Below are 21,361 nucleotides of genomic sequence, written 5' to 3'. Positions count from 1 at the left end.
TTTGTTTATTGCCAATCTAGGCTTTCTAAAAATTGATATACATCTTCATGTAATTGCTCACGTTCTTTATCAAGAGTAATGACATGCCCTGACTCTTCATACCATTTAATTTTCTTATCTACTGCCTCAACCTCATCATAAATAATGTTTGCACTATTTGTATTTATCATGTTGTCATGTCTCGCTTGTACAACAAAGGTTGGTGCATAAATCATCTCCACATTTTGACGAACATCGGAGATTAATTGTTGAAGTGCCTTTAACGTCCCCATCGGCTTTTGTCTAAATTGTTCCATTTCGGCATCAATTTGATCAGGAGTTTTTCCTTCTTGACGTTTATATTCTCTTGCATAATCCAATACACCTTCATACATGATTTCTTCACTTTTTATATACATTGGAGCACACATTGGTACAATACCCTTTATTGGTACAGTATATCCCAACTTAAGGGAAAATACCCCACCAAGCGAGAGCCCAACAACGGCAATCTGTTCATAGCCTTTCTCCTTCAGAAATTCATATGCATCTATAACATCCTTCCACCAATCATCTGGACCATACTTAACAAGCTCCTCTGGTGGAACACCATGCCCTTTGTACTGAGGTCCGTAGCATGTATACCCGTTTTTTTCTAAATAACGTGCCATCATTCTACAGTCACCTGTATTACCCGTAAATCCATGTAACAATAGAACCGCTCGATCTCCTGCCTCAAAAAAATACGGCTCTGGTAATTTCATTTTCATTCCTGTTTTCCCCTTTCTCCCCTTTAAACAAACGTTTGTTTAAATCCGATATTCACCTTATGTATCAATGCTACTATTAGTTTAAACAATCGTTTGTTTAACTATGTTACCCTACCATTTATTTTACTCTACCAAGTATTTCATTCGAAATGAATTGTTCATCCGTTTACATAATAAAGAGGCGTTGGTCTCCCCAACGCCTCTTGCATGTTAATTATAATGCAAAGTAAGATACAGCAATCGCTAAAATGAAGAATAGTACTGAAAGAACAATCGTTACACGATGTAACACTGCATCAATACCACGCGCTTTTTGCTTTCCAAAAAGCTGTTCAGCACCACCAGAAATTGCTCCAGATAGACCTGCACTCTTACCTGATTGAAGTAAAACAACGATAATTAAAGCGATAGAAACGATAATTAATAATGTCACAAATAATACATGCACGAGACGACACCTCCTAAACGCACTTCACATTATTATAAATGTACCACAAAAAGAATGAATGGACAAGTTGAGGTTTTTTTAAGTGAAATCTTAGATTGTCTCTTATATTTTTATTTAGTACTTGGGTTTGTTTGGGTATTAATGATCACTATACAAACCTTGTTTCTGTTTTACTTACCTCTGACACGATTTTACTTCTTTACTCTTGAACCAATTACTTTCCTCTACTCGTACTTTACTTACCTCATTTCCGCTTTTACTTACCTCTAACACGATTTTACTTTACTCTTGGACTATTTGCTTTCCTCTACTCGTACTTTACTTTCTCCAGTTCCGCTTTTACTTACCTCTAACGCGATTTTACTTTACTCTTGAACTATTTACTTTCCTCTACTCGTACTTTACTTACCTCAGTTCCTCTTTTACTTACCTCTAACGCGATGTTACTTTACTCTTGAACCATTTGCTTTTCTCCACTCGTACTTTACTTTCTCCAGTTCCACTTTTACTTACCTCTAACGCGATTTTTCTTTACTCTAGAACCATTTACTTTCCTCTACTCGTACTTTACTTTCCTCATTTCCGCTTTTACTTACCTCAAACGCGATTTTTCTTTACTCTAGAACTATTTACTTTCCTCTACTCGTACTTTACTTACCTCATTTCCGCTTTTACTTACCTCTAACACGATTTTACTTTACTCTAGAATTATTTACTTTCCTCTACTTGTACTTTACTTACCTCATTTCCGCTTTTACTTACCTCTGACGCGATTTTACTTTACTCTTGAACTATTTACTTTCCTCTACTTGTACTTTACTTACCTCATTTCCGCTTTTACTTACCTCTAACGCGATTTTTCTTTACTCTAGAACTATTTACTTTCCTCTACTTGTACTTTACTTACCTCATTTCCGCTTTTACATTTCCGCTTTTACTTACCTCTGACGCGATTTTACTTTACTCTAGAACTATTTACTTTCCTCTACTCGTACTTTACTTACCTCATTTCCGCTTTTACTTACCTCTAACGCGATTTTTCTTTACTCTTGAACCATTTACTTTCCTCTACTCGTACTTTACTTTCCTCATTTCCGCTTTTACTTACCTCTAACGCGATTTTTCTTTACTCTAGAACTATTTACTTTCCTCTACTCGTACTTTACTTACCTCATTTTCGCTTTTACTTACCTCTAACGCGATTTTACTTTACTCTTGAACCATTTGCTTTTCTCCACTCGTACTTTACTTTCTCCAGTCCCGCTTTTACTTACCTCTAACGCGATTTTACATAACTCTAAACCGAACCGTTTACATTTCTCCAAACATATTTTCTCGTTTAACTATGTATCTGCCTCTTCTCCTTTATTACTTTCTGTCACATATAAAAAGAAAAGAGATGCCCGTTTAATGAGGGCACCTCTTTTGTATTATCGTAAATTATAAAATGCTTGGCGGCTAGCGTAGTAGCCAGTAAAGCCTAGCTCATCTTCAATACGAAGTAATTGGTTGTATTTTGCAACGCGGTCTGTACGAGAAGGAGCACCCGTCTTGATTTGACCCGCATTCGTTGCAACTGCGATATCAGCGATCGTGCTATCTTCTGTTTCACCAGAGCGGTGAGAGATTACAGCTGTGTAGCCAGCACGCTTTGCCATTTCGATTGCTTCAAACGTTTCTGTTAACGTACCGATTTGGTTTACTTTGATAAGGATGGAGTTTCCAACACCCTTTTCAATTCCTTCGGAAAGCTTATCTGTGTTTGTTACGAATAAGTCGTCACCGACAAGCTGTACTTTACCACCTAGGCGGTCTGTAAGTAGCTTGTGACCTTCCCAGTCATTTTCGTCAAGTCCGTCTTCAATTGAGATGATTGGATACTTAGATACAAGCTCTTCGTAGAAATCCACCATTTCAGCAGATGTCTTTACAACACCTTCGCCTTGCAAGTGGTATTTACCATCTTCTTTATTAAATAATTCAGAAGCTGCAACGTCCATTGCTAATTGCACTTCTTCACCTGGCTTATAACCAGCACGTTCAATTGCTTCGATGATTGTTTGAAGTGCTTCTTCGTTTGAACCTAGGTTTGGTGCAAAGCCACCTTCATCACCAACTGCTGTATTGTAGCCTTTTTCTTTTAACACTGCTTTTAAGCTATGGAAAATTTCTGTTCCTGTACGTAGAGCCTCCGCAAAGCTTTCAGCACCAACTGGCATAACCATGAATTCTTGAATATCCACGTTGTTATCAGCATGAGCACCACCATTGATGATGTTCATCATTGGTACAGGTAACGTTTTTGCACTGAAACCACCTAGGTACTTGTAAAGTGGCATATCTAAATAATCAGCAGCTGCACGTGCAGCAGCCATCGATACACCTAGAATTGCGTTAGCACCTAGCTTACTTTTGTTATCTGTTCCATCAAGCTCAATTAATAACTCATCAATTGCAAGCTGATCTGTCACATCTAATCCAACGATTTCTGGAGCAATCACATCATTTACATTATCAACTGCTTTCAGAACACCTTTTCCTAAGTAGCGACCTTTGTCTCCATCACGTAACTCAACCGCTTCATATTCTCCAGTTGAAGCTCCGCTTGGTACTAAGGCACGACCCATTGCACCAGATTCAGTATAAACCTCTACTTCAACGGTTGGATTCCCACGAGAATCTAATACTTCACGAGCATAAACATCAATAATAAATGGCATATCTTTCTTCATCTCCTTAGTTTCTATATAATTATTTTTTAATTAACGTCTTTCCTGTCATTTCAGTTGGTAACGGAATATTTAATAAATCCAATATAGTAGGCGATAAGTCACCTAATATACCATCCTCACGAAGCTGAACGCCTTCCTTTGTCACAATTACCGGTACTGGATTTGTTGTATGAGCTGTCATCGGATTTCCTTCTAATGTGATGACTTCGTCAGCATTTCCATGGTCAGCAGTAATAATCGACACTCCGCCTTTTTCAATCACGGCATCCACGATTTTCCCTAAACATTCGTCAACTACTTCTATCGCTTTTACAGTCGGCTCCAGCATTCCAGAATGTCCAACCATATCAGGATTGGCGAAATTCAAGATAATAACATCATGCTTATCTAGCTCTATTTCTTTTAAAAGGGACTCCGTAACCTCATACGCACTCATTTGAGGCATTAAATCATATGTAGCGACCTTAGGTGAATCAATTAATATACGTTCTTCACCAGGAAAAGGATGTTCCCTACCACCACTAAAGAAAAAAGTCACATGTGGATACTTTTCAGTTTCTGCAATTCGTAGCTGTTTTAATCCGTGTTGGGAAAGAACTTCTCCTAAGGTATTATCTAGGTTTGTTGGTTTAAACGCAACATATCCTTGAACTGTTTCACTAAAGTGGGTCAAACACACAAAGTGTAAGTTCTTCGGATGCCCTGCCCCACGATCAAATGATCGGAAATCCTCATTCGTGAACGTATTCGAGATTTGAATTGCTCGATCTGGACGAAAGTTATAAAAAATGACTCCGTCGTTATCCATAATTGTTTGAACAGGTGTGCCGTCCTTCCTAGTAATAACGGATGGAATCACAAATTCATCAAATATTCCATTTTGATAAGAATCATTTACACACTCAAGCGGATCCGTGTATGTTGGTCCTTCTCCATAAACCATCGCTTTGTACGCTTTCTCAACACGCTCCCAGCGTTTATCACGGTCCATGGAGTAGTATCTACCAGATAAGGTAGCAATTTCACCTACACCTATTTCATCTATCTTTTTCTGGAGATCTTCAATAAAGGTTTTCGCTGTTTGCGGTCCAACATCACGACCATCTAGAAATCCATGAATATACACATTTTTGATTCCTTCAGAAGCTGCTAGCTTTAATAGAGCGTATAAATGCTGGATATGTGAGTGAATTCCGCCATCAGATAATAAGCCAAATAAATGCAAGTTGGTTCCATGCTTCTTTACATGATTCATCGCTTCAATAAAGGTTTCATTTCGCCCAAATTCACCTTCTCGAATCGCTACATTTACTCTTGTTAGACTTTGGTACACAACACGTCCAGCACCGATGTTGAGATGTCCCACTTCTGAGTTTCCCATTTGGCCTTCTGGAAGTCCAACGGCTTCACCAGAAGCCATTAAGGTTTGATGCGGGTATTGATTCCAATATCGATCAAAGTTTGGCTTCTTAGCATGGGCAACTGCATTTCCGGACTTCTCATCTCTAAGTGCAAACCCATCTAAGATGATTAACGCAACAGGCTTTTTAGTCATTACTAGCACCTTCCAATAATTGCAGGAAGGAGGTTGCTTCTAAGCTGGCACCACCAACTAATGCACCATCAATATCTGACATTGATAACAATTCTTTAATGTTAGATGGCTTTACACTTCCACCATATTGAATCCTTACCGCACTTGCTGCCTCATTTGAAAACTCAGTAGAGACGACTCGACGAATATGCGCACATACCTCATTTGCATCCTCAGAAGAAGCAGTCTTCCCAGTTCCAATTGCCCAAATGGGCTCATAGGCAATGACGGTTTGCTTTACTTGATCTTCCGTTAACCCTGTTAAAGCCTTTTTCACTTGCTCTTCAACAATCAAATTTGTTGAACCAGCTTCTCGTTGCTCAAGTGTTTCTCCGCAGCACACAATCGGAATGAGACCATGCTTAAAAGCGGACAATGTTTTTTTGTTTACAGATTCATCTGTTTCAGCAAACATTTCACGTCTCTCAGAGTGACCAATAATACAATAGCTAACACCTAAATCAGATAGTGCAGCTGGACTAATTTCACCAGTAAATGCTCCACTATCTTCAAAATGCGTATTTTGGGCACCTATTTTAATATCTGTTCCACTCGTTAAGTCTACCAAGCTCTCAAGAAACAAGGCAGGAGCACACACAACAGCATCCACCTTCTCAGAAGATGGGACAAGTCCTTTTACTTCCTCAATAAAACCTTTTGCTTCGGAAAGTACTTTGTGCATTTTCCAGTTTCCAGCGATAATGGGTTTACGCATGACAACACCTTCCCTAACTAGTTTTTATTTATCATGTAATGCAACAACACCAGGTAGCTCGATACCTTCCATAAATTCAAGGGAAGCACCGCCCCCTGTTGAAATGTGGTCCATTTGATCAGCAAGATTAAATTTTTCAACCGCTGCCGCCGAGTCTCCACCGCCGATAACGGTATATGTATTAGATGCGTGAGCAAGAGCCTGTGCAACAGATTTTGTACCGTTTTCAAACGCTTCCATCTCAAAGACCCCCATTGGTCCATTCCAGATCACTAGCTTTGATTCAGAGATAACCTTTTCGTAAATTTCTCTTGTTTCGGGTCCAATGTCTAACCCTTGCCATTCACTCGGTATCGAATCTACAGACACAACTTTAACATTTGCATCGCTAGAAAACTCATCCGCTACAACAGTATCGATTGGCATATAAAAGTTTACACCTTTTTCTTTTGCCTTTTCGATGAATGACCTCGCTAAATCAATTTTATCTTCTTCAAGCAACGATTGCCCAACGTCATGACCTTGTGCTTTGATGAACGTGTACGCTAGTCCACCACCAATAATGAGGTTATCTACCTTATCTAAAAGATTTTCAATAACTCCAATTTTATCCTTAACCTTTGCTCCACCAATAATGGCAGTAAATGGTCGGTCTGGATTGGATAGTGCTTTACCAAGAACCTCTAATTCCTTTTCCATTAAGAATCCGGCCACAGATGGTAAATACTCAGCAATACCTGCTGTCGAAGCATGAGCACGATGAGCTGTCCCGAAGGCATCATTCACATAAACGTCTGCTAGCTTTGCAAATTCTTTTGACAGTTCTGGATCATTTTTTTCTTCACCTGGATAAAAGCGAACATTTTCTAATAAAAGGACGTCTCCATCCTCTAGCTTAGATATACCGAGCTCTGCTTCTTCGCCATAGGCTTCGTCTGCTTTGTATACTTGTTTTCCAAGGAGATTGCTTAATCGCTTTGCCACTTCGTCTAAACGAAGCTCTTCTACTACCGTTCCTTTAGGGCGACCTAAGTGAGAGGCTAAAATAACCTTTGCCCCCTGCTCAACTAAGTACTGAATCGTTGGAAGAGCTGCACGAATTCTCGTATCGTCTGTCACTTCTCCATCCCTCATTGGAACGTTAAAATCAACACGGCAGAAAACTCTTTTCCCTTTGACATCCACATCACGAACTGTTTTCTTGTTCATTACAGGATTCCTCCTTATGTTTACGAGACTATGTAATAGTTTGTTTTTATGCCTCCAATTGTATTCCAACAATTAGAAAGGGAGTGAGTATCTACCCATCTCCCCATATGTTTCCAAACATTATTATAGTCGCTTGACAAAAGTTAATCCACTAACTATTTGATTTTTATAGACCTTTTTTTGCAATATAGTCGACAAGGTCAACTACACGGTGAGAATAACCCGACTCATTGTCATACCAAGAAACAACTTTCACTAGATTTCCTTCTAGTACCATCGTTGATAAAGCATCGATAGTAGAAGAATGTGGATCTCCATTATAATCGCGAGAAACTAGTGGCTCTTCACTATACGCTAGAATACCTTTTAAGTCACCTTCTGCCGCTTCTTTAAGAGCCTCATTAATTTCTTCAACCGTTACGTCCTTTTCTAGCTCTGCCACTAAATCAACTAAAGAAACGTTTGGTGTTGGAACACGCATCGCCATTCCGTTTAGTTTTCCTTTTAGTTCTGGTAATACAAGTGCTACTGCTTTTGCTGCTCCAGTAGAAGTTGGAATAATGTTCTCAGCGGCAGCACGTGCACGACGATAGTCTTTGTGTGGTAAATCTAATATTTGTTGATCGTTTGTATAAGCATGAATCGTAGTCATCATACCCTTTTTAATTCCGAATTTATCATTAAGTACTTTTGCATAAGGAGCTAAGCAGTTTGTTGTACATGATGCATTGGATAATACATGATGATTTGCTGGGTCATATTGATTTTCATTTACCCCCATAACAATGGTAAGGTCTTCATCGTTTGCTGGAGCTGAAATAATAACCTTTTTTGCCCCTGCCTCTAAGTGCTTTGCTGCATCTTCACGTTTTGTGAAACGTCCAGTTGATTCAACAACGATATCAACACCAAGATCTCCCCACCCTAATTGAGCAGGATCTCTTTCTGCTAATACCTTAATTTCTGTTCCATTCACAACTAATGTGTTGCCGTTTACCGTGACATCACCGTCTAATTTACCGTGAACAGAATCATATTTTAATAAGTGAGCAAGCATGTTTGCATCAGTTAGATCGTTTACAGCTACTACTTCAATGTTGGGATTTTTTAACGCTGCGCGGAATACAACACGTCCAATACGCCCAAAACCATTAATACCAATTTTTACTGTCATTCTATTTTTCCTCCTTTAATTTAAACATCTATTAATAGGATGTTATTATCCTTTAATTAATTCTGTTGCTACAGCTTCATCAGTAATTAAAACAGTATCGTGACCTTGTTTGACAAAGGCTTGAATTGCTTTCGCCTTAGAGGATCCTCCTGCTACGGCTATTACATTCATAGGATTCATTAAATCATCAAGTTGTATGCCAATGGTTTTTACTTTATGTACTACGTCTCCTTCTTTATTGAAGTAGTAACCAAAAGCCTCAGCTACCGCCTTTTGATCGATAATTTTCGCTAAAGTTTCTTGCTTTGTTTTACGGCGCTCAGCCATTGTTTTAGCATCTCCAATGCCATGAATTACAATACTAGCCGACCTAATTAATTGCAGAACTTCCCTCACTGCAGGTTCCTCGACTAATGAATGATACGCTTCATCGCTAACTTCATCTGGTACATGTAAGAGCCTGTAGGTCCCCATTGCCTTTTCTGCCATTTTGGCACATATCGTGTTTGCTTGGTTTTCTACTTGTTCACCAAGTCCACCCCTAGCCGGCACAAATAGAAGGTTTGAATGCTTCGTTTCAGGGGTCATCATGGATGCAACAGAAGCAAGCGTCGTTCCACCAGTTACAGCGATGACTGAACTTGGCTGAATACATGTTTTTAAGTACATGACAGCTGCTCTTCCCATCTCTTGTTTTACATATTCAGAGGTATCACTATCACCAGACACGACAATTACCTTTTTCACTTGTAATTTTGCCTGAAGCTTTTCCTCCAACACCTTTAGACCTGTAACTTCCTTCATTAAATCATCCAGCTCAACTAAGAGCTCATGCCCTTCATTTGTTAAGCTCATACCAGCTGTTGTCATGTCAAGTAAGTTTTGTGACTTTAGAAAATCAACTTCACTACGCAATACTCTTTCTGTCATGTTTGTTGTAAGTGCTAATGATCTTCTCCCGATAGGCTGAGTAAGCCGAATATGCCTAAGAATCTCATATCGTTTCTGCATAACAGACAACAAATCAGGTAACAATTTTTTTTGAATATCCACTAGACTTTTCAAATGAACGATCCTTTCTGGTAAAAAAATCTAATCGGGACTCATCGTGTCCCTATGTGACATATAGCGTCCCACTTCCTCAAAAAAAATATCCCTCTGTTACAATTTTAATTGTAGCAGAGGTGTAGTAAAACTTCAATTAGCTTGCATCTAATTTTTCAGTTTGTTTGAATTAATCTAGTTTTTGAAGTAATTTTTCTTTTAAATCAAACTTATCGATAATACCATAACCTAGTTCCTGCGCATTGATCGCAATAACAGGAATCATAACTTGGTACTTCTCCAACAATTCATCATCCTTATAGATATCGAACTCTTGTATTTGGAAATTCAATTCCTTTGAAAGCTCTTCCACGATAACTTTTGCTTTATCACATAATGGACAGTTTTCTTTTGTGAAAAATGTAACGACTCTCATGTTTAACTCCTTAATATTGTTTTCTTAGAGTAGAAGCTGGAATATGAAGCTGTTCTCTGTATTTTGCAACCGTTCTTCTTGATACCACAAGATCATGGTTCTCTTTAAGAAGGGTTGATATTTGTTGATCCGAATAAGGCTTCTGTTTATCCTCTTTTCGAAGCATATGAACAATAAGTTCTTTGACCCTTACAGAGGAGACATCCTTGTCATAGGAGGATTTAACTTTTGAATGAAAGAAATATTTCAATTCAAATACTCCATTTGGTGTTTGAACATATTTCCCTCTAACTGCTCTACTTACGGTTGATTCATGAACGTTAATGTCATCTGCAATCTCACGTAAAGTAAGTGGTCTTAAAAACGAGCTTCCATTATCAAAGTAATCCTTTTGTCTAACTAATATGGCCTCCATTACTCTCATGATGGTAGAGTTTCGTTGTTCGACGCTGCTAAGTAACCACTTTGCTTGGTGATATTTCTCCTTTATAAAGTGTTTCGCTTCTTCATCTTCTACCTCATTCTTAAACGTAACATATTCCTCATCAATTGAAAAAGGTGTATAAGACCGATCATTATGCTGCAAGTAATATTGATGGTTATCTTTTTTTAAGTAAAGATCTGGAACAATGTAAACAGTGTCTTCTTCTTTAAAATCAGCTCCAGGTCTTGGGTTTAATTGTTGAATTCGAGAAAAGGTAGCTTTAATATCTTCTATGCTAATAGTAAGCTCTTTTCTAATACGGTCCCATTTTTTCTCAGCTAAATAAGTAAAGTATTCGTCTATGATCTTGTGACCCATTACGTCTTCAGGATAATGATGTTTAAGTTGTATGGACAAGGACTGCTGTAAGGTTTGAGCACCTACTCCTACAGGTTCAAGTGTTTGGATGATTGATAATGCTTCAAGTAATCTCTCATTACTCTCACCAGTCATATGACTAATTGTTGATAAATCCTCTCTCATATAGCCATCTTCATCAATATGATTAACTAATAATAGAGCTCTTTTTTTTACATCAAGTGGTTCTGATAAATATTCAATTTGAGTGCAGATATATTCGTGCAACGTTGGCCCTAACTTCCCAGGTAGCTCTAACTCCCTTTTTTTAGACCCAGAAGGTTTATAATTCCCACTAGTTTGATAAACTGTATCATGTATTCGAATAAAGGGATTTTCTAGTGAAACTTGATTAATATATTGTGATAATTCATACGAGGAATATTGTAGTAGTGTGATCGCCTGTCTTAATTCTTTCGATAATGATATTTTTGTGGTTTGCGTTTGGATTAACCGATTATTCACAAGCATCACCTCTACTCTATTTTACAATAAAGAACTAGATTGTTGAACGACTAGAATTTGTAAGGGAGGCACAGACGATGATCGACTTATTTTCTGAGGAATATTTTGTAGAGCATCTGCGGAAGCATGTTGAAATGCATGCAGAGTTCACTGACAAGACTGACGCAATGAATAGCTACTATCGCTCAATAGTTTCGACACTCGTAACCGAAAACCTTACAAAATGCTCTGAAACATTAAGGAGAATTAGAAACTTAGAGGCTGCATATGCGACTGTGAAATCCCAAGATTTTTAGCTGTTTCAAGGCGAATCATTAAGGTATAATGAGGCTATACAACCGCAAGGTCCATAGGAGGAACAACATGCTTAAAGATTCACTCGGAAGACTACGTGTGATTGGCTTTATTGAAGGCTTATCATACTTAATTTTATTATTTATTGCCATGCCGTTAAAGTATATGGCAGACTTCCCTTTGGCTGTCACCATTACCGGAGGCATTCATGGTTTATTTTTTGTTCTGTTCATTCTAGCATTAGCACATGTATTTTTCGCTTATCGTCAATCCTTTTGGTTTGGAGTGATCGGTGTACTCGCGTCCCTTCTACCGTTTGGAACGTTTCTTTTTGATCGTAAATTAAGGCATATTGAAAAACCCATTGAAGTTGTTAAAAAGCGTAAATATATAGATCTATAAAAAAATGACAAAACGCATGAGACCTTACGAATATTTTCGTAGGTCTCTCTTTATCACTATATGAACGCTAGTGATAACCAGCATTTACTTATTCGACCTATATCGACAACTTTCGACAATAAGTGTATAATAAGGGTAAGATAAGGTTTTGGTTGGTACACCATCTGGGTTACCAAAGAGAATATTCGTCCGAGTTGATTTAGATCAACTCGGCTTTTTTTTATTTTTTAAAAAAATAAACAACCTGAATCTAAAGGTAGATAATACGACAATTGTGAGGAATAAAACATCAAAGAATATTTCTAACCGAAAGATATTAGAAAGACTGGCTAACACCAACTCCCAAAACGACGGCGATGGGCTCCGTTTCTCACAACAAAATGTCTTTGAGAACACCCTTCTCAGGGATTTCACTCGGCAATCTGTCCTATTTGTTACGGAATAAAAGTACGTAGCTCTTCAATTTTCGAAAAAAACTAGGAATTTTCTTTTCTATTAGCCAATAAAAAAACAAGACTTCGCAAAAGCAAAGCCTTGTTTTTCAGCGCGCTCGAGAGGATTCGAACCCCCGGCAGACGTGGTACCGGAAACCACCGCTCTATCCAACTGAGCTACGAGCGCAGGATAATATAAGTTTAACCTCTCTATACCACCTTTTAAGAATGCGTAAGGTCTACCAGACAAATGCACAATACACCGAAAAAAGACGCAGTGTTAAGGAGGTTGGTGCTTATGTATTATAACGTAGGTTAATGCGTATTTTCAACTGGAAATAAAAAATATGTGAAGCTATACGGAAGGCTACACTGCAATTCGAACACAACGTTATTATCTTCAGAGAAGTGTTGAAACTTGTTAAGAAAACAACTTCATTTCACACGTTCATAAGAAAGCATTTCATTCTCATTCGAAACGTGGTCATAATTTTGATACTCAAGAGCATTGAGTATTTGTACCATGCATTTGTTCCGTCTTGATTTCATTAATATATTTCTAGTGACATCCGATCAATAATATACGGAAGTAAGAGAAAAGCGCCACAAATAAGTGGCATTTTTTATTTCATATCCTGATACGCTACTTTAACCGACTCGCTCCACTTTGCTTGTGGTATTATGACAGGTGAAAAACCGCCAAGCTCTACTAACTGAGTCTTATCTTTAACTTTTACGAAGTACATATCATCGCCTGGTGCTTCATAAATTGCGTCTACATATAGACCCTTATCACTGTAAAACTCTTCAATTTGATCGTTACGAATAGGTGACGTAGGTGTTGTGTCTGTTTGTGTAGTAGTTTCTGCAACTGGCAACATGTTCTGTTCTTTACTACGTTGATTCATTTCGTGTAATATTCGAACAACTTCACCAAATCCTATAAATAACATGCCGGAAATGAATGAGTAGAATCCGGTTATTAAAGCCAGACTTCCTCCGAAATTGTCAGTTAAGTCAAACGAAAATATTATACCTAGAACGATTGTAAGAAAACCAATAAATCGTAGAATAATTGCGATAGAATTGTCCTTCATGATCTCCCTCCTATACCTTTTTATATTCGATATTTGGAAAAAAAAACCTCCATTTTTTTTAAATATTGCATGGAAGTTGAATAAAGCATATGGAGACAAACCAAGTGGCGTAGAGGTTGCGTATATTCAGAAATTAAAAGCAACGATAATTGCGGATTACATGAATATCATCTATTATTACAAAGAACGAAAGGCAAGCACCCCGTTTAGCCTCAGGCAGAAAATAACCCTAAATGAGAAAAAGTGTGCTTTTCCGCTTTTACTCATTTAGGAACATTAGACCTCGAGTGACTGGGTGCTGGAGCTGGATTACAAGTCACTAGCCTATTCTCTTGCTGAAAACTTCTATACATAACATAAATATCAACGTTTGAATTCAATGGAAGCTTCATCTAATTAATGAAGATTTACAACGTTTAAATAATGCGGTTTCTATCGATCGGTTGGCTTGTTACTCCCCTTAATTTTGCATAAAGACCATGAGTTTTAGTCACTTATTTCACATCCCTCGGGCTGAGTAACTTTTCAAGTATTATGATAAGTATTTTCAATCTCAAACGTAAATTTCTTTTCTCATATAGGTTAGAAAAGGGCCTTGATTGGTTATGATGAATATGTAACTATAAAGTGGTACTTTACATAGCTGGGTTTATTACATGCACCACCTAGGTGGAGCTTTAATTATCCGTTAATACAGGATATAAAGGTATGTTCTGTATCCTAGATGAATAGTGATAAAGTAACACTTTTTATTAGATGGTTAATGGGTTTAGATAGGCTGTAAAAAGCCTATCGTTTGACCTTCATTGACCATAAGTTGTATGATATGTACATAATGAACATCTATTAAAGGGAGGAATTTCAATGCACTTAATTCCAACAGTTATTGAACAAACGAATCGCGGGGAAAGAGCTTACGACATATATTCTCGTCTATTAAAAGACAGAATTATCATGTTAGGTTCAGCAATTGATGATACAGTAGCGAACTCCATCGTTTCTCAGCTTTTATTTTTAGCAGCAGAAGATCCAGAAAAAGATATTTCACTATATATCAATTCACCTGGTGGTTCGATCACAGCAGGTATGGCGATTTACGATACAATGCAATTTATTAAGCCAAAGGTTTCAACTATTTGTATTGGTATGGCTGCTTCCATGGGAGCATTCCTCCTTGCAGCTGGTGAAAAAGGAAAACGTTTTGCTCTTCCGAACAGTGAAGTGATGATTCACCAACCACTTGGCGGTGCACAGGGGCAAGCGACTGAAATAGAAATTGCTGCAAAACGAATTCTATTCTTACGTGACAAGTTAAACAAGATTTTGTCAGAGCGTACTGGTCAACCGCTTGAAGTGATTGAGCGTGATACAGAGCGTGATAACTTTATGACGGCTGAAAAAGCATTAGAGTATGGATTAATTGATCAAGTCTTAACAAACGATCCATCTGCGAAGAAATAATAGCATAGTAAAAAGGATGTCCTACTAGATAGGACATCCTTTTTGCTTACTTATAATGAAACTATCTAATTAAACTTCTTGTTGCACAAATTTTGCTAGTGCTTCTAAAGCTTCAGCTTGGTCGCTTCCTTCCGCCGATAAAACAACCTCTGAACCACTACCTACTGCGAGGCTCATAAGTCCCATGATACTTTTTGCATTTACTTTCTTTCCATCTTTCTCTAAAAAAATATCAGCGGAAAAACGATTTGCTTCTTGTACAAACATTGCTGCTGGCCTTGCCTGCAATCCTGATTTTAATTTTACTTCTACCTTTTTCTCAACCATATGAATTCCTCCTCTTTTTTTACCCCTCATTATGTCGTAGTTCATGGCATCACAATCGTAGAATGGGTGGACCACTACCTATATAAACATGTAATGTCATAACTCTTTTTTAAGAGATTGGTTCTCCAGCTCGGAGTTTCTCTGCAATTTCATCAATTTTCCGAAGTCGATGGTTAATACCAGACTTACTAACAGTCCCTCCAGAAACCATTTCTCCAAGCTCCTTCAGCGTAACATCTTGGTAAGTGACCCTAAGCTGAGCAATTTCTCTGAGCTTATCGGGTAAGATTTCCAATCCAATGGTACGATCGATAAACTTTATGTTTTCCACTTGACGAATGGCTGCACCAATGGTCTTATTTAAGTTGGCTGTTTCACAGTTTACAAGACGATTCACAGAGTTTCTCATATCACGCACAATTCTTACATCTTCAAATCGAAGCAAGGCTTGATGCGCTCCTACAATATTTAGAAATTCTGTAATTTTTTCAGCTTCCTTCAAATATGTGATATATCCTTTTTTTCGTTCTAGTGTTTTACTATTTAGGTCAAATGAATTCATTAATTCACATAATGAATCATTATGCTCTTTATATAATGAAAAGACCTCTAAATGATAAGATGAGGTTTCCGGATTGTTAACAGATCCCCCCGCTAAGAAAGCACCTCGCAAATAAGAACGTTTACAGCATTTCTTCTTTACAAGTGTAGGTGAAATATCTCTAATAAATTCAAAGCCCTCCCGTAATATGTGAAGGTCTTCTAGTATCATACGTGCATTTTTAACGAGCCGAACAATATATACATTGTTCTTCTTAAGTCTCATTTTCTTACGTACAAGTAGCTCCACCGGTGCATCATAATTTTTTTTCAAAAGTGTATATATTCTTCTAGCAATCGCTGCATTTTCCGTCTGTACATCTAACGAAAGCTGTCTATTTGAAAATGAGATCGACCCATTCATACGGATTAAAGCTGATAATTCAGACTTACTGCAGCATTCCTTTATTTGAAGATTTGTCAATTCCTTCTTTGTTTCTGATGCGAATGACAACTCTTCACCCCCTTATCATAATGAACCAATCCTCACGCTACCCTTAAGTCTTAGATTGCTTCATGATGAGTTAACAAATTATATAGTAGTGAAGCAACTTTATTCGTGTCATGCCTAATGACATCCCCATTATAATGGATGATTTTATCATGAATAATCTGCAAACCTAGAGAAGATAATCTTGAGGTGTCATAAATCACTGGTTTTGCTAATTCTTTCGCGTATAGTTGTTGGACATGTAGAGGTATCTCTTCATCATTTACTAAAATGGTGTCAATGAATGAGCTTCCAATATGATCATAAAGTGCTTGAACATGATCACTAGCCGTGTAGTTTAGGGTTTCTCCCGCTTGTGTCATCACATTGCAGATGTAAACTTTTAGCGCGTTTGATTTTACAACTGCTTCACCGATTTTCGGAACTAGTAAATTAGGTAAAATGCTCGTGTATAAACTTCCAGGGCCAATGACAATTAAATCCGCCATTTTAATCACCTTTAATGTTTCTGTAAGCGGATCGATGTTTTCAGGTGTTAAAAAAACTCGTTTGATTTTTTTACCTGAGTACGGTATTTTCGATTCCCCTGAAACGATTGTTCCATCTTCCATCTCCGCACTTAGTACAATACTTCGATTTGCCGCAGGGAACACCTGTCCTTTTACATTTAACACTTTACTCAGTTCTCGAATGGCGTGCATAAAATCACCTGTAATATCTGTCAGCGCTGCTAACAATAGATTTCCTAGCGCATGACCTGATAGCCCGTTGCCTGTTTTGAAACGATGCTGAAATAATTCCTCAATTAACGGCTCAACATCGGATAACGCTGCTAATACATTTCGAACATCACCTGGGGGTGGAATGTGGAGTTCATCACGAAGTCTCCCCGAACTACCACCATCATCCGCTACGGTAACGATAGCGGAAAGATCGACAGGATAATGTTTCAGTCCTCTTAATAGTACCGGAAGTCCAGTTCCTCCTCCGATGATGACAATTCTAGGCTGTCTACTCATTTTCATTTATCGTTGTTCCTTTCTCCTCTCAATGTCGCGATGGCTGATGTGCGTTTTATATTCAGGAGCAAAATGGCTACCAATCTTTTCCGCTAAGGCAACAGAACGGTGTTGACCTCCTGTACAACCAATTGCTACAACTAGCTGACTTTTCCCTTCTCGCTTATATTGAGGCAGCATAAATGCTAATAGATCTAAAACCTTTTCCAAAAATTTGTGAGTTTCATTCCACTTTAATACATAGGAAGAAACTTCCTCATCAAGTCCAGTTTGAGGTCTCATATGTTCAATATAATGAGGGTTTGGCAGAAAACGTACATCAAATACTAAATCCGCATCAATCGGAATACCATATTTGAATCCAAATGAGAGTACATTGACAGTAAACACTTGATTTCCGTGACCTGCAAATTGAGTAATAATTTTCTCTCGTAATTCACGTGGCTTCAAGTCTGACGTATCAAAAATAAGTTGTGCTCTTCCCTTTAGTTCTTCGAGTAATTCTCGTTCTAATCTTATTCCTTCTAACGGAAGGCCAGATGGTGCTAAAGGATGTGAACGACGCGTTTCTTTATAACGCGTAACTAGTGTTGAATCTTTGGAGTCTAAGAATAGAATTTGAGGGGTAATCCATGACTTTTCTGCAATATCATCCAATGCTTCCACTAAGCTATCAAAAAACTCTCTTCCTCTCAGGTCCATCACAAGAGCTACTTTATTCATCTTGTTTCCTGATTCTTTCATAAGCTCTAAAAATTTCGGGAGAAGAGTAGGTGGTAAGTTATCAACACAAAAGTAACCTAAATCCTCAAAGCTTTGAATGGCAACAGTTTTTCCTGCACCAGACATTCCTGTAATAATGACCATTTTAATATCTTGAACAGATCCAGTACTCAATGTTTAATTCCCCCTATAAATGATTGTTGGAGTGGTTAGCTAGGATCTAAACGGTATGAAAGCAATTCATATTCTGGAGTGTACGTGAAAATACCATAAATCGTACCTTTCCCCTTGATCATATAGTCGATTATATGGTAATCTCCTGGGGCCATTGGAAGGGCTTGAACATTCTCAAGTGGGTGCCATTCAATTTTACCTTCCTCTGATTGATCAACATTCTCTCCATCATACTCAGTTGCAACGAAGGTAAACATCATCCATTCGGAAACAATTTGACCCTCTTCTTGTATCATGATTGTAAATACGCCTTTAACTAACGGATTTTTAAGAAAAATTCCTGTCTCTTCTCTATATTCACGGATGACCGTGTCTTTAATAGATTCACCAAGCTCCATTTTCCCGCCCGGTGCAACCCACCAATTACGCCTTGGCTTTTGAAGCAATAAAACCTTGTCATCCTTAAGCAGGACACAGTTTGTTACACGTTGCACATAATTCACCTCATCTACTGCGATTATCAATGCTTGCTTATATGTATGAGATATTGCGCCTTAATGATGTTCTTTCCATTATACTATTATTCCAATTCCTGAACAATGAACGTGAACTTTGTAGTTGTGTCAATTTTTATCTGCATTAAAAAAGAAGCACGGGAGATAGTTCCCGTGCCATCAACGTATATCTATAAAAGGGGGTCAATTACTTAACTATATAATATCCTAAGATTATTTCACACGTGTTACAAGAGAGTTAAATGAACGTTACTTATTTGTTAACAAAAATTCGACAGTAATTTACAGTTCCATTATTTCAAAGATTCTTTTAATTCTTCTACATAATGCTGTGCACTTTGTGCCGCAATACTACCGTCTCCAGTAGCTGTAACAATTTGTCTAAGAGTTTTTTCACGAACATCCCCAGCTGCGAAAATGCCTTCCACCTTTGTTTCCATACGCTCATTAGTTTCAATATAGCCCATAGCATTGGTAATACCTAAATTTTCAAATGGCTTTGAAAGTGGTAGCATTCCTACATAAATAAATACTCCATTAGCAGGGAAGTTTCGTTCTTCTCCGGATTGAGTGTCAACTAACGTTACACTTCCAACCTTTCCACCTTCTTCGTTCACTTCTTTTACTGTTGTATTCCATATGAACTCTACTTTATCATTACTGAAGGCACGATCCTGTAGGATTTTTTGAGCACGAAGCTGGTCACGTCTATGAACAATCGTAACTTTAGATGCAAATCGGGTTAAATAAACACCCTCTTCAACTGCTGAATCTCCTCCACCAACAACTACAAGTTCTTTACCTTTGAAAAATGCTCCATCACAAACCGCACAATATGAAACGCCGCGTCCACCAAGTTCTTTTTCACCTGGCACTCCGAGTTTTTTATATTCAGCACCTGTTGATATAATAATCGCTCTTGCCTTGTATTCTTTCTTACCCGCAATTACGGTTTTGTACTCTTTACCATCAATGACTTCTTTTATATCACCATAAGCATACTCAGCACCAAACTTTTTAGCATGCTCAAACATTTTTGTAGATAAGTCTGGACCTAAAATATGGTCAAATCCTGGATAGTTTTCTACTTCCTCTGTATTTGCCATTTGTCCACCGGGTACTCCACGCTCAATCATGAGAGTACTCAAATTAGCACGTGATGTGTACACCGCAGCTGTCATTCCAGCAGGACCTGCTCCAATTATGATGACGTCATAAATTTTTGCTTCAGACATCTCTTTTCACTCCTCAATATAATACGTTCTTCTTATAATATAAACCCTAATATCTACTATTATCCTATAAAACGACACACGAAACGTCCACATTTTTGCTCACTTGGCTTCCAAAAGTAAAGCCACCCTTTTTTAAAGAGCGGCTTTACTATTATTCTATGTTTGGCTGCTCCCACGGTGCTGAACCTTCTTTTTTTGGCTCCATCGAAATGACCTTTGACCAGCAGTGCCGGGCAAGCTGTTCATGATTGGTATAAAAGGCTGCATAGGAAAGCCAATAATAAAACGTAGGATCTCCCTCGAATCCTGATTTTTTTAGTGAAAGTAACCATGGCAAGGAAAGTTCATATTTACCCACCATTCCAAAAGAAGCACCTAGCTTATAACGATGTTCCATTAGCATAGGGTGAACAACCTTTAACTGTTCAATCAGTTCGTCCACCTTGTCATCTTCTCGTAAGTAATAATAGATGACAAGCTGGTTACACATTGCATGTAAGTTTCCTGGATTTTTCTGAAGTAGATCTTCTAAAATTTCCAGCGATTTACTTGTTTCCCCTAAGTAAAAATGCGAAAGTGCTAAATTATTATGTGCAGACCAAAAATTCGGATGACCTTCTAATAATTCATGAAGAACTTCAATCGCAGATTTAAACTCTCCTGCCTCCATCAAATCCCTTGCATGATCTTGAAGAAAGATAATGTCATCTTCATCATCCTCAAAGTCTGCTTCAATACTGAGCACCTCAAGAAGATCCTCAACATCAGGAGCAAACTCTCCATCCGGTTCTGTTTCTAAATACTTGAATGCAAACTTTTTCGCTTCATAAAATAACCCTAAGTGTGCATAGTTGTTAGAAATAAAGTAATGGCATTCAACCATTTCAGGATCTAACTCTTCAATTACGATTTTTAAGTATTCGTTGGATAATTGATACTGTCCAACCTCTGAAAGGACAGCAGCAAGCTGGCAAAGAATCAACGGCTCTTCCGGTTCTAACTCATGCGCTCGTTTCAAAAGCTGTATTGCACGGTCAAATTGACGACTCCTATAGGCTCTTAGCCCCTTCTTAAAGAAAAACTCGCCATCTATATGAAAGGGAAGTACAATCGCAGTTTGCTGTCTAACTTCTGTATGTATACTCATTCGTTCCTCCGTTCCCACTACCAAATCTATCTATATCTAACACATTATATTCTCGAATTCATTACCAAAGATTAA

General features: G+C 38.0%; 21 protein-coding genes and 1 tRNA gene. 3 read left to right on the top strand and 19 right to left on the bottom strand.

The window, feature by feature from the left end; all coding sequences use genetic code 11:
• Positions 1 to 5 precede the first annotated feature (5 nt).
• From ACFSCX_RS23255 to rpoN, 10 genes are all read right to left on the bottom strand, one after another.
• Complete coding sequence (locus tag ACFSCX_RS23255) at positions 6 to 749, bottom strand: alpha/beta hydrolase (RefSeq protein WP_377930635.1); 744 nt, start codon at positions 747 to 749, stop codon at positions 6 to 8.
• 214 nt (positions 750 to 963) lie between these two features.
• The gene (gene secG / locus ACFSCX_RS23250; RefSeq protein ID WP_377930634.1) at positions 964 to 1,197 is read right to left on the bottom strand and encodes a preprotein translocase subunit SecG; all 234 of its coding nucleotides are present in this window, start codon (positions 1,195 to 1,197) and stop codon (positions 964 to 966) included.
• 1,430 nt (positions 1,198 to 2,627) lie between these two features.
• The gene (eno, locus tag ACFSCX_RS23245) at positions 2,628 to 3,917 is read right to left on the bottom strand and encodes a phosphopyruvate hydratase (RefSeq protein WP_377930633.1); all 1,290 of its coding nucleotides are present in this window, start codon (positions 3,915 to 3,917) and stop codon (positions 2,628 to 2,630) included.
• Between the two features lie 31 nt (positions 3,918 to 3,948).
• Entirely contained in the window at positions 3,949 to 5,484 is a 1,536-nt protein-coding gene (gene gpmI / locus ACFSCX_RS23240) for a 2,3-bisphosphoglycerate-independent phosphoglycerate mutase (protein WP_377930632.1), read from the bottom strand.
• Entirely contained in the window at positions 5,477 to 6,238 is a 762-nt protein-coding gene (gene tpiA, locus ACFSCX_RS23235) for a triose-phosphate isomerase (RefSeq protein WP_377930631.1), read from the bottom strand. Before tpiA ends, gpmI begins: the two co-directional genes overlap by 8 nt.
• A gap of 24 nt (positions 6,239 to 6,262) precedes the next feature.
• Complete coding sequence (locus tag ACFSCX_RS23230; RefSeq protein WP_377930630.1) at positions 6,263 to 7,447, bottom strand: phosphoglycerate kinase; 1,185 nt, start codon at positions 7,445 to 7,447, stop codon at positions 6,263 to 6,265.
• 166 nt (positions 7,448 to 7,613) lie between these two features.
• Positions 7,614 to 8,621, bottom strand: a complete 1,008-nt coding sequence (gap, locus tag ACFSCX_RS23225; protein WP_377930629.1) for a type I glyceraldehyde-3-phosphate dehydrogenase — start codon at positions 8,619 to 8,621, stop codon at positions 7,614 to 7,616.
• Between the two features lie 45 nt (positions 8,622 to 8,666).
• Positions 8,667 to 9,686, bottom strand: a complete 1,020-nt coding sequence (locus ACFSCX_RS23220; protein WP_377930628.1) for a sugar-binding transcriptional regulator — start codon at positions 9,684 to 9,686, stop codon at positions 8,667 to 8,669.
• A gap of 169 nt (positions 9,687 to 9,855) precedes the next feature.
• Positions 9,856 to 10,101, bottom strand: coding sequence for a glutaredoxin family protein (locus ACFSCX_RS23215; protein WP_377930627.1), 246 nt, complete (start codon positions 10,099 to 10,101; stop codon positions 9,856 to 9,858).
• Between the two features lie 10 nt (positions 10,102 to 10,111).
• Entirely contained in the window at positions 10,112 to 11,407 is a 1,296-nt protein-coding gene (rpoN, locus tag ACFSCX_RS23210) for an RNA polymerase factor sigma-54 (RefSeq protein WP_377930626.1), read from the bottom strand.
• A gap of 77 nt (positions 11,408 to 11,484) precedes the next feature.
• On the opposite strand from rpoN, the gene yvfG reads away from it, so the two are divergent.
• Both yvfG and ACFSCX_RS23200 read left to right on the top strand, forming a co-directional pair.
• Entirely contained in the window at positions 11,485 to 11,703 is a 219-nt protein-coding gene (yvfG, locus tag ACFSCX_RS23205) for a protein YvfG (RefSeq protein WP_377930625.1), read from the top strand.
• A gap of 67 nt (positions 11,704 to 11,770) precedes the next feature.
• Positions 11,771 to 12,103 (top strand): DUF3817 domain-containing protein, encoded by a 333-nt coding sequence (locus ACFSCX_RS23200; protein WP_377930624.1) that lies wholly within the window; start codon positions 11,771 to 11,773, stop codon positions 12,101 to 12,103.
• Between the two features lie 545 nt (positions 12,104 to 12,648).
• On the opposite strand, the gene ACFSCX_RS23195 is transcribed toward ACFSCX_RS23200, so the two are convergent.
• A tRNA-Arg gene (locus ACFSCX_RS23195) sits at positions 12,649 to 12,724 on the bottom strand.
• 436 nt (positions 12,725 to 13,160) lie between these two features.
• A complete protein-coding gene (locus ACFSCX_RS23190; protein ID WP_377930623.1) occupies positions 13,161 to 13,634 on the bottom strand; it encodes a hypothetical protein in 474 nt (157 codons plus the stop codon).
• Positions 13,635 to 14,498: 864 nt separating this feature from the next.
• Between ACFSCX_RS23190 and clpP the strand changes: the two genes are divergently transcribed.
• Positions 14,499 to 15,095, top strand: coding sequence for an ATP-dependent Clp endopeptidase proteolytic subunit ClpP (gene clpP / locus ACFSCX_RS23185; RefSeq protein WP_377930622.1), 597 nt, complete (start codon positions 14,499 to 14,501; stop codon positions 15,093 to 15,095).
• Between the two features lie 69 nt (positions 15,096 to 15,164).
• Here clpP and ACFSCX_RS23180 read toward each other — a convergent pair whose 3' ends face one another.
• The 7 genes from ACFSCX_RS23180 to ACFSCX_RS23150 all read right to left on the bottom strand — a co-directional run bounded on the left by ACFSCX_RS23180 (position 15,165) and on the right by ACFSCX_RS23150 (position 21,286).
• The gene (locus ACFSCX_RS23180) at positions 15,165 to 15,422 is read right to left on the bottom strand and encodes an HPr family phosphocarrier protein (RefSeq protein ID WP_377930621.1); all 258 of its coding nucleotides are present in this window, start codon (positions 15,420 to 15,422) and stop codon (positions 15,165 to 15,167) included.
• A gap of 109 nt (positions 15,423 to 15,531) precedes the next feature.
• A complete protein-coding gene (gene whiA, locus ACFSCX_RS23175; RefSeq protein WP_377930620.1) occupies positions 15,532 to 16,476 on the bottom strand; it encodes a DNA-binding protein WhiA in 945 nt (314 codons plus the stop codon).
• A 50-nt stretch (positions 16,477 to 16,526) separates the two neighbouring features.
• On the bottom strand, positions 16,527 to 17,498 hold the full coding sequence (locus ACFSCX_RS23170; RefSeq protein ID WP_377930619.1) for a gluconeogenesis factor YvcK family protein: 972 nt from the start codon (positions 17,496 to 17,498) through the stop codon (positions 16,527 to 16,529).
• On the bottom strand, positions 17,499 to 18,359 hold the full coding sequence (gene rapZ / locus ACFSCX_RS23165; RefSeq protein WP_377930652.1) for an RNase adapter RapZ: 861 nt from the start codon (positions 18,357 to 18,359) through the stop codon (positions 17,499 to 17,501).
• Between the two features lie 65 nt (positions 18,360 to 18,424).
• Complete coding sequence (locus tag ACFSCX_RS23160; protein WP_377930617.1) at positions 18,425 to 18,883, bottom strand: NUDIX domain-containing protein; 459 nt, start codon at positions 18,881 to 18,883, stop codon at positions 18,425 to 18,427.
• Between the two features lie 314 nt (positions 18,884 to 19,197).
• Positions 19,198 to 20,139 carry a thioredoxin-disulfide reductase gene (gene trxB / locus ACFSCX_RS23155; RefSeq protein ID WP_377930616.1) on the bottom strand — a complete coding sequence of 314 codons (942 nt, stop codon included), beginning with the start codon at positions 20,137 to 20,139 and terminating at the stop codon, positions 19,198 to 19,200.
• A 151-nt stretch (positions 20,140 to 20,290) separates the two neighbouring features.
• Entirely contained in the window at positions 20,291 to 21,286 is a 996-nt protein-coding gene (locus tag ACFSCX_RS23150; protein WP_377930615.1) for a tetratricopeptide repeat protein, read from the bottom strand.
• Positions 21,287 to 21,361: the final 75 nt, after the last annotated feature.

It is taken from the genome of Bacillus salitolerans, from assembly GCF_042680805.1.
Lineage (GTDB): Bacteria > Bacillota > Bacilli > Bacillales > SA4 > Bacillus_CJ > Bacillus_CJ salitolerans.
This window is presented reverse-complemented; position numbering and strand designations above follow the sequence as displayed.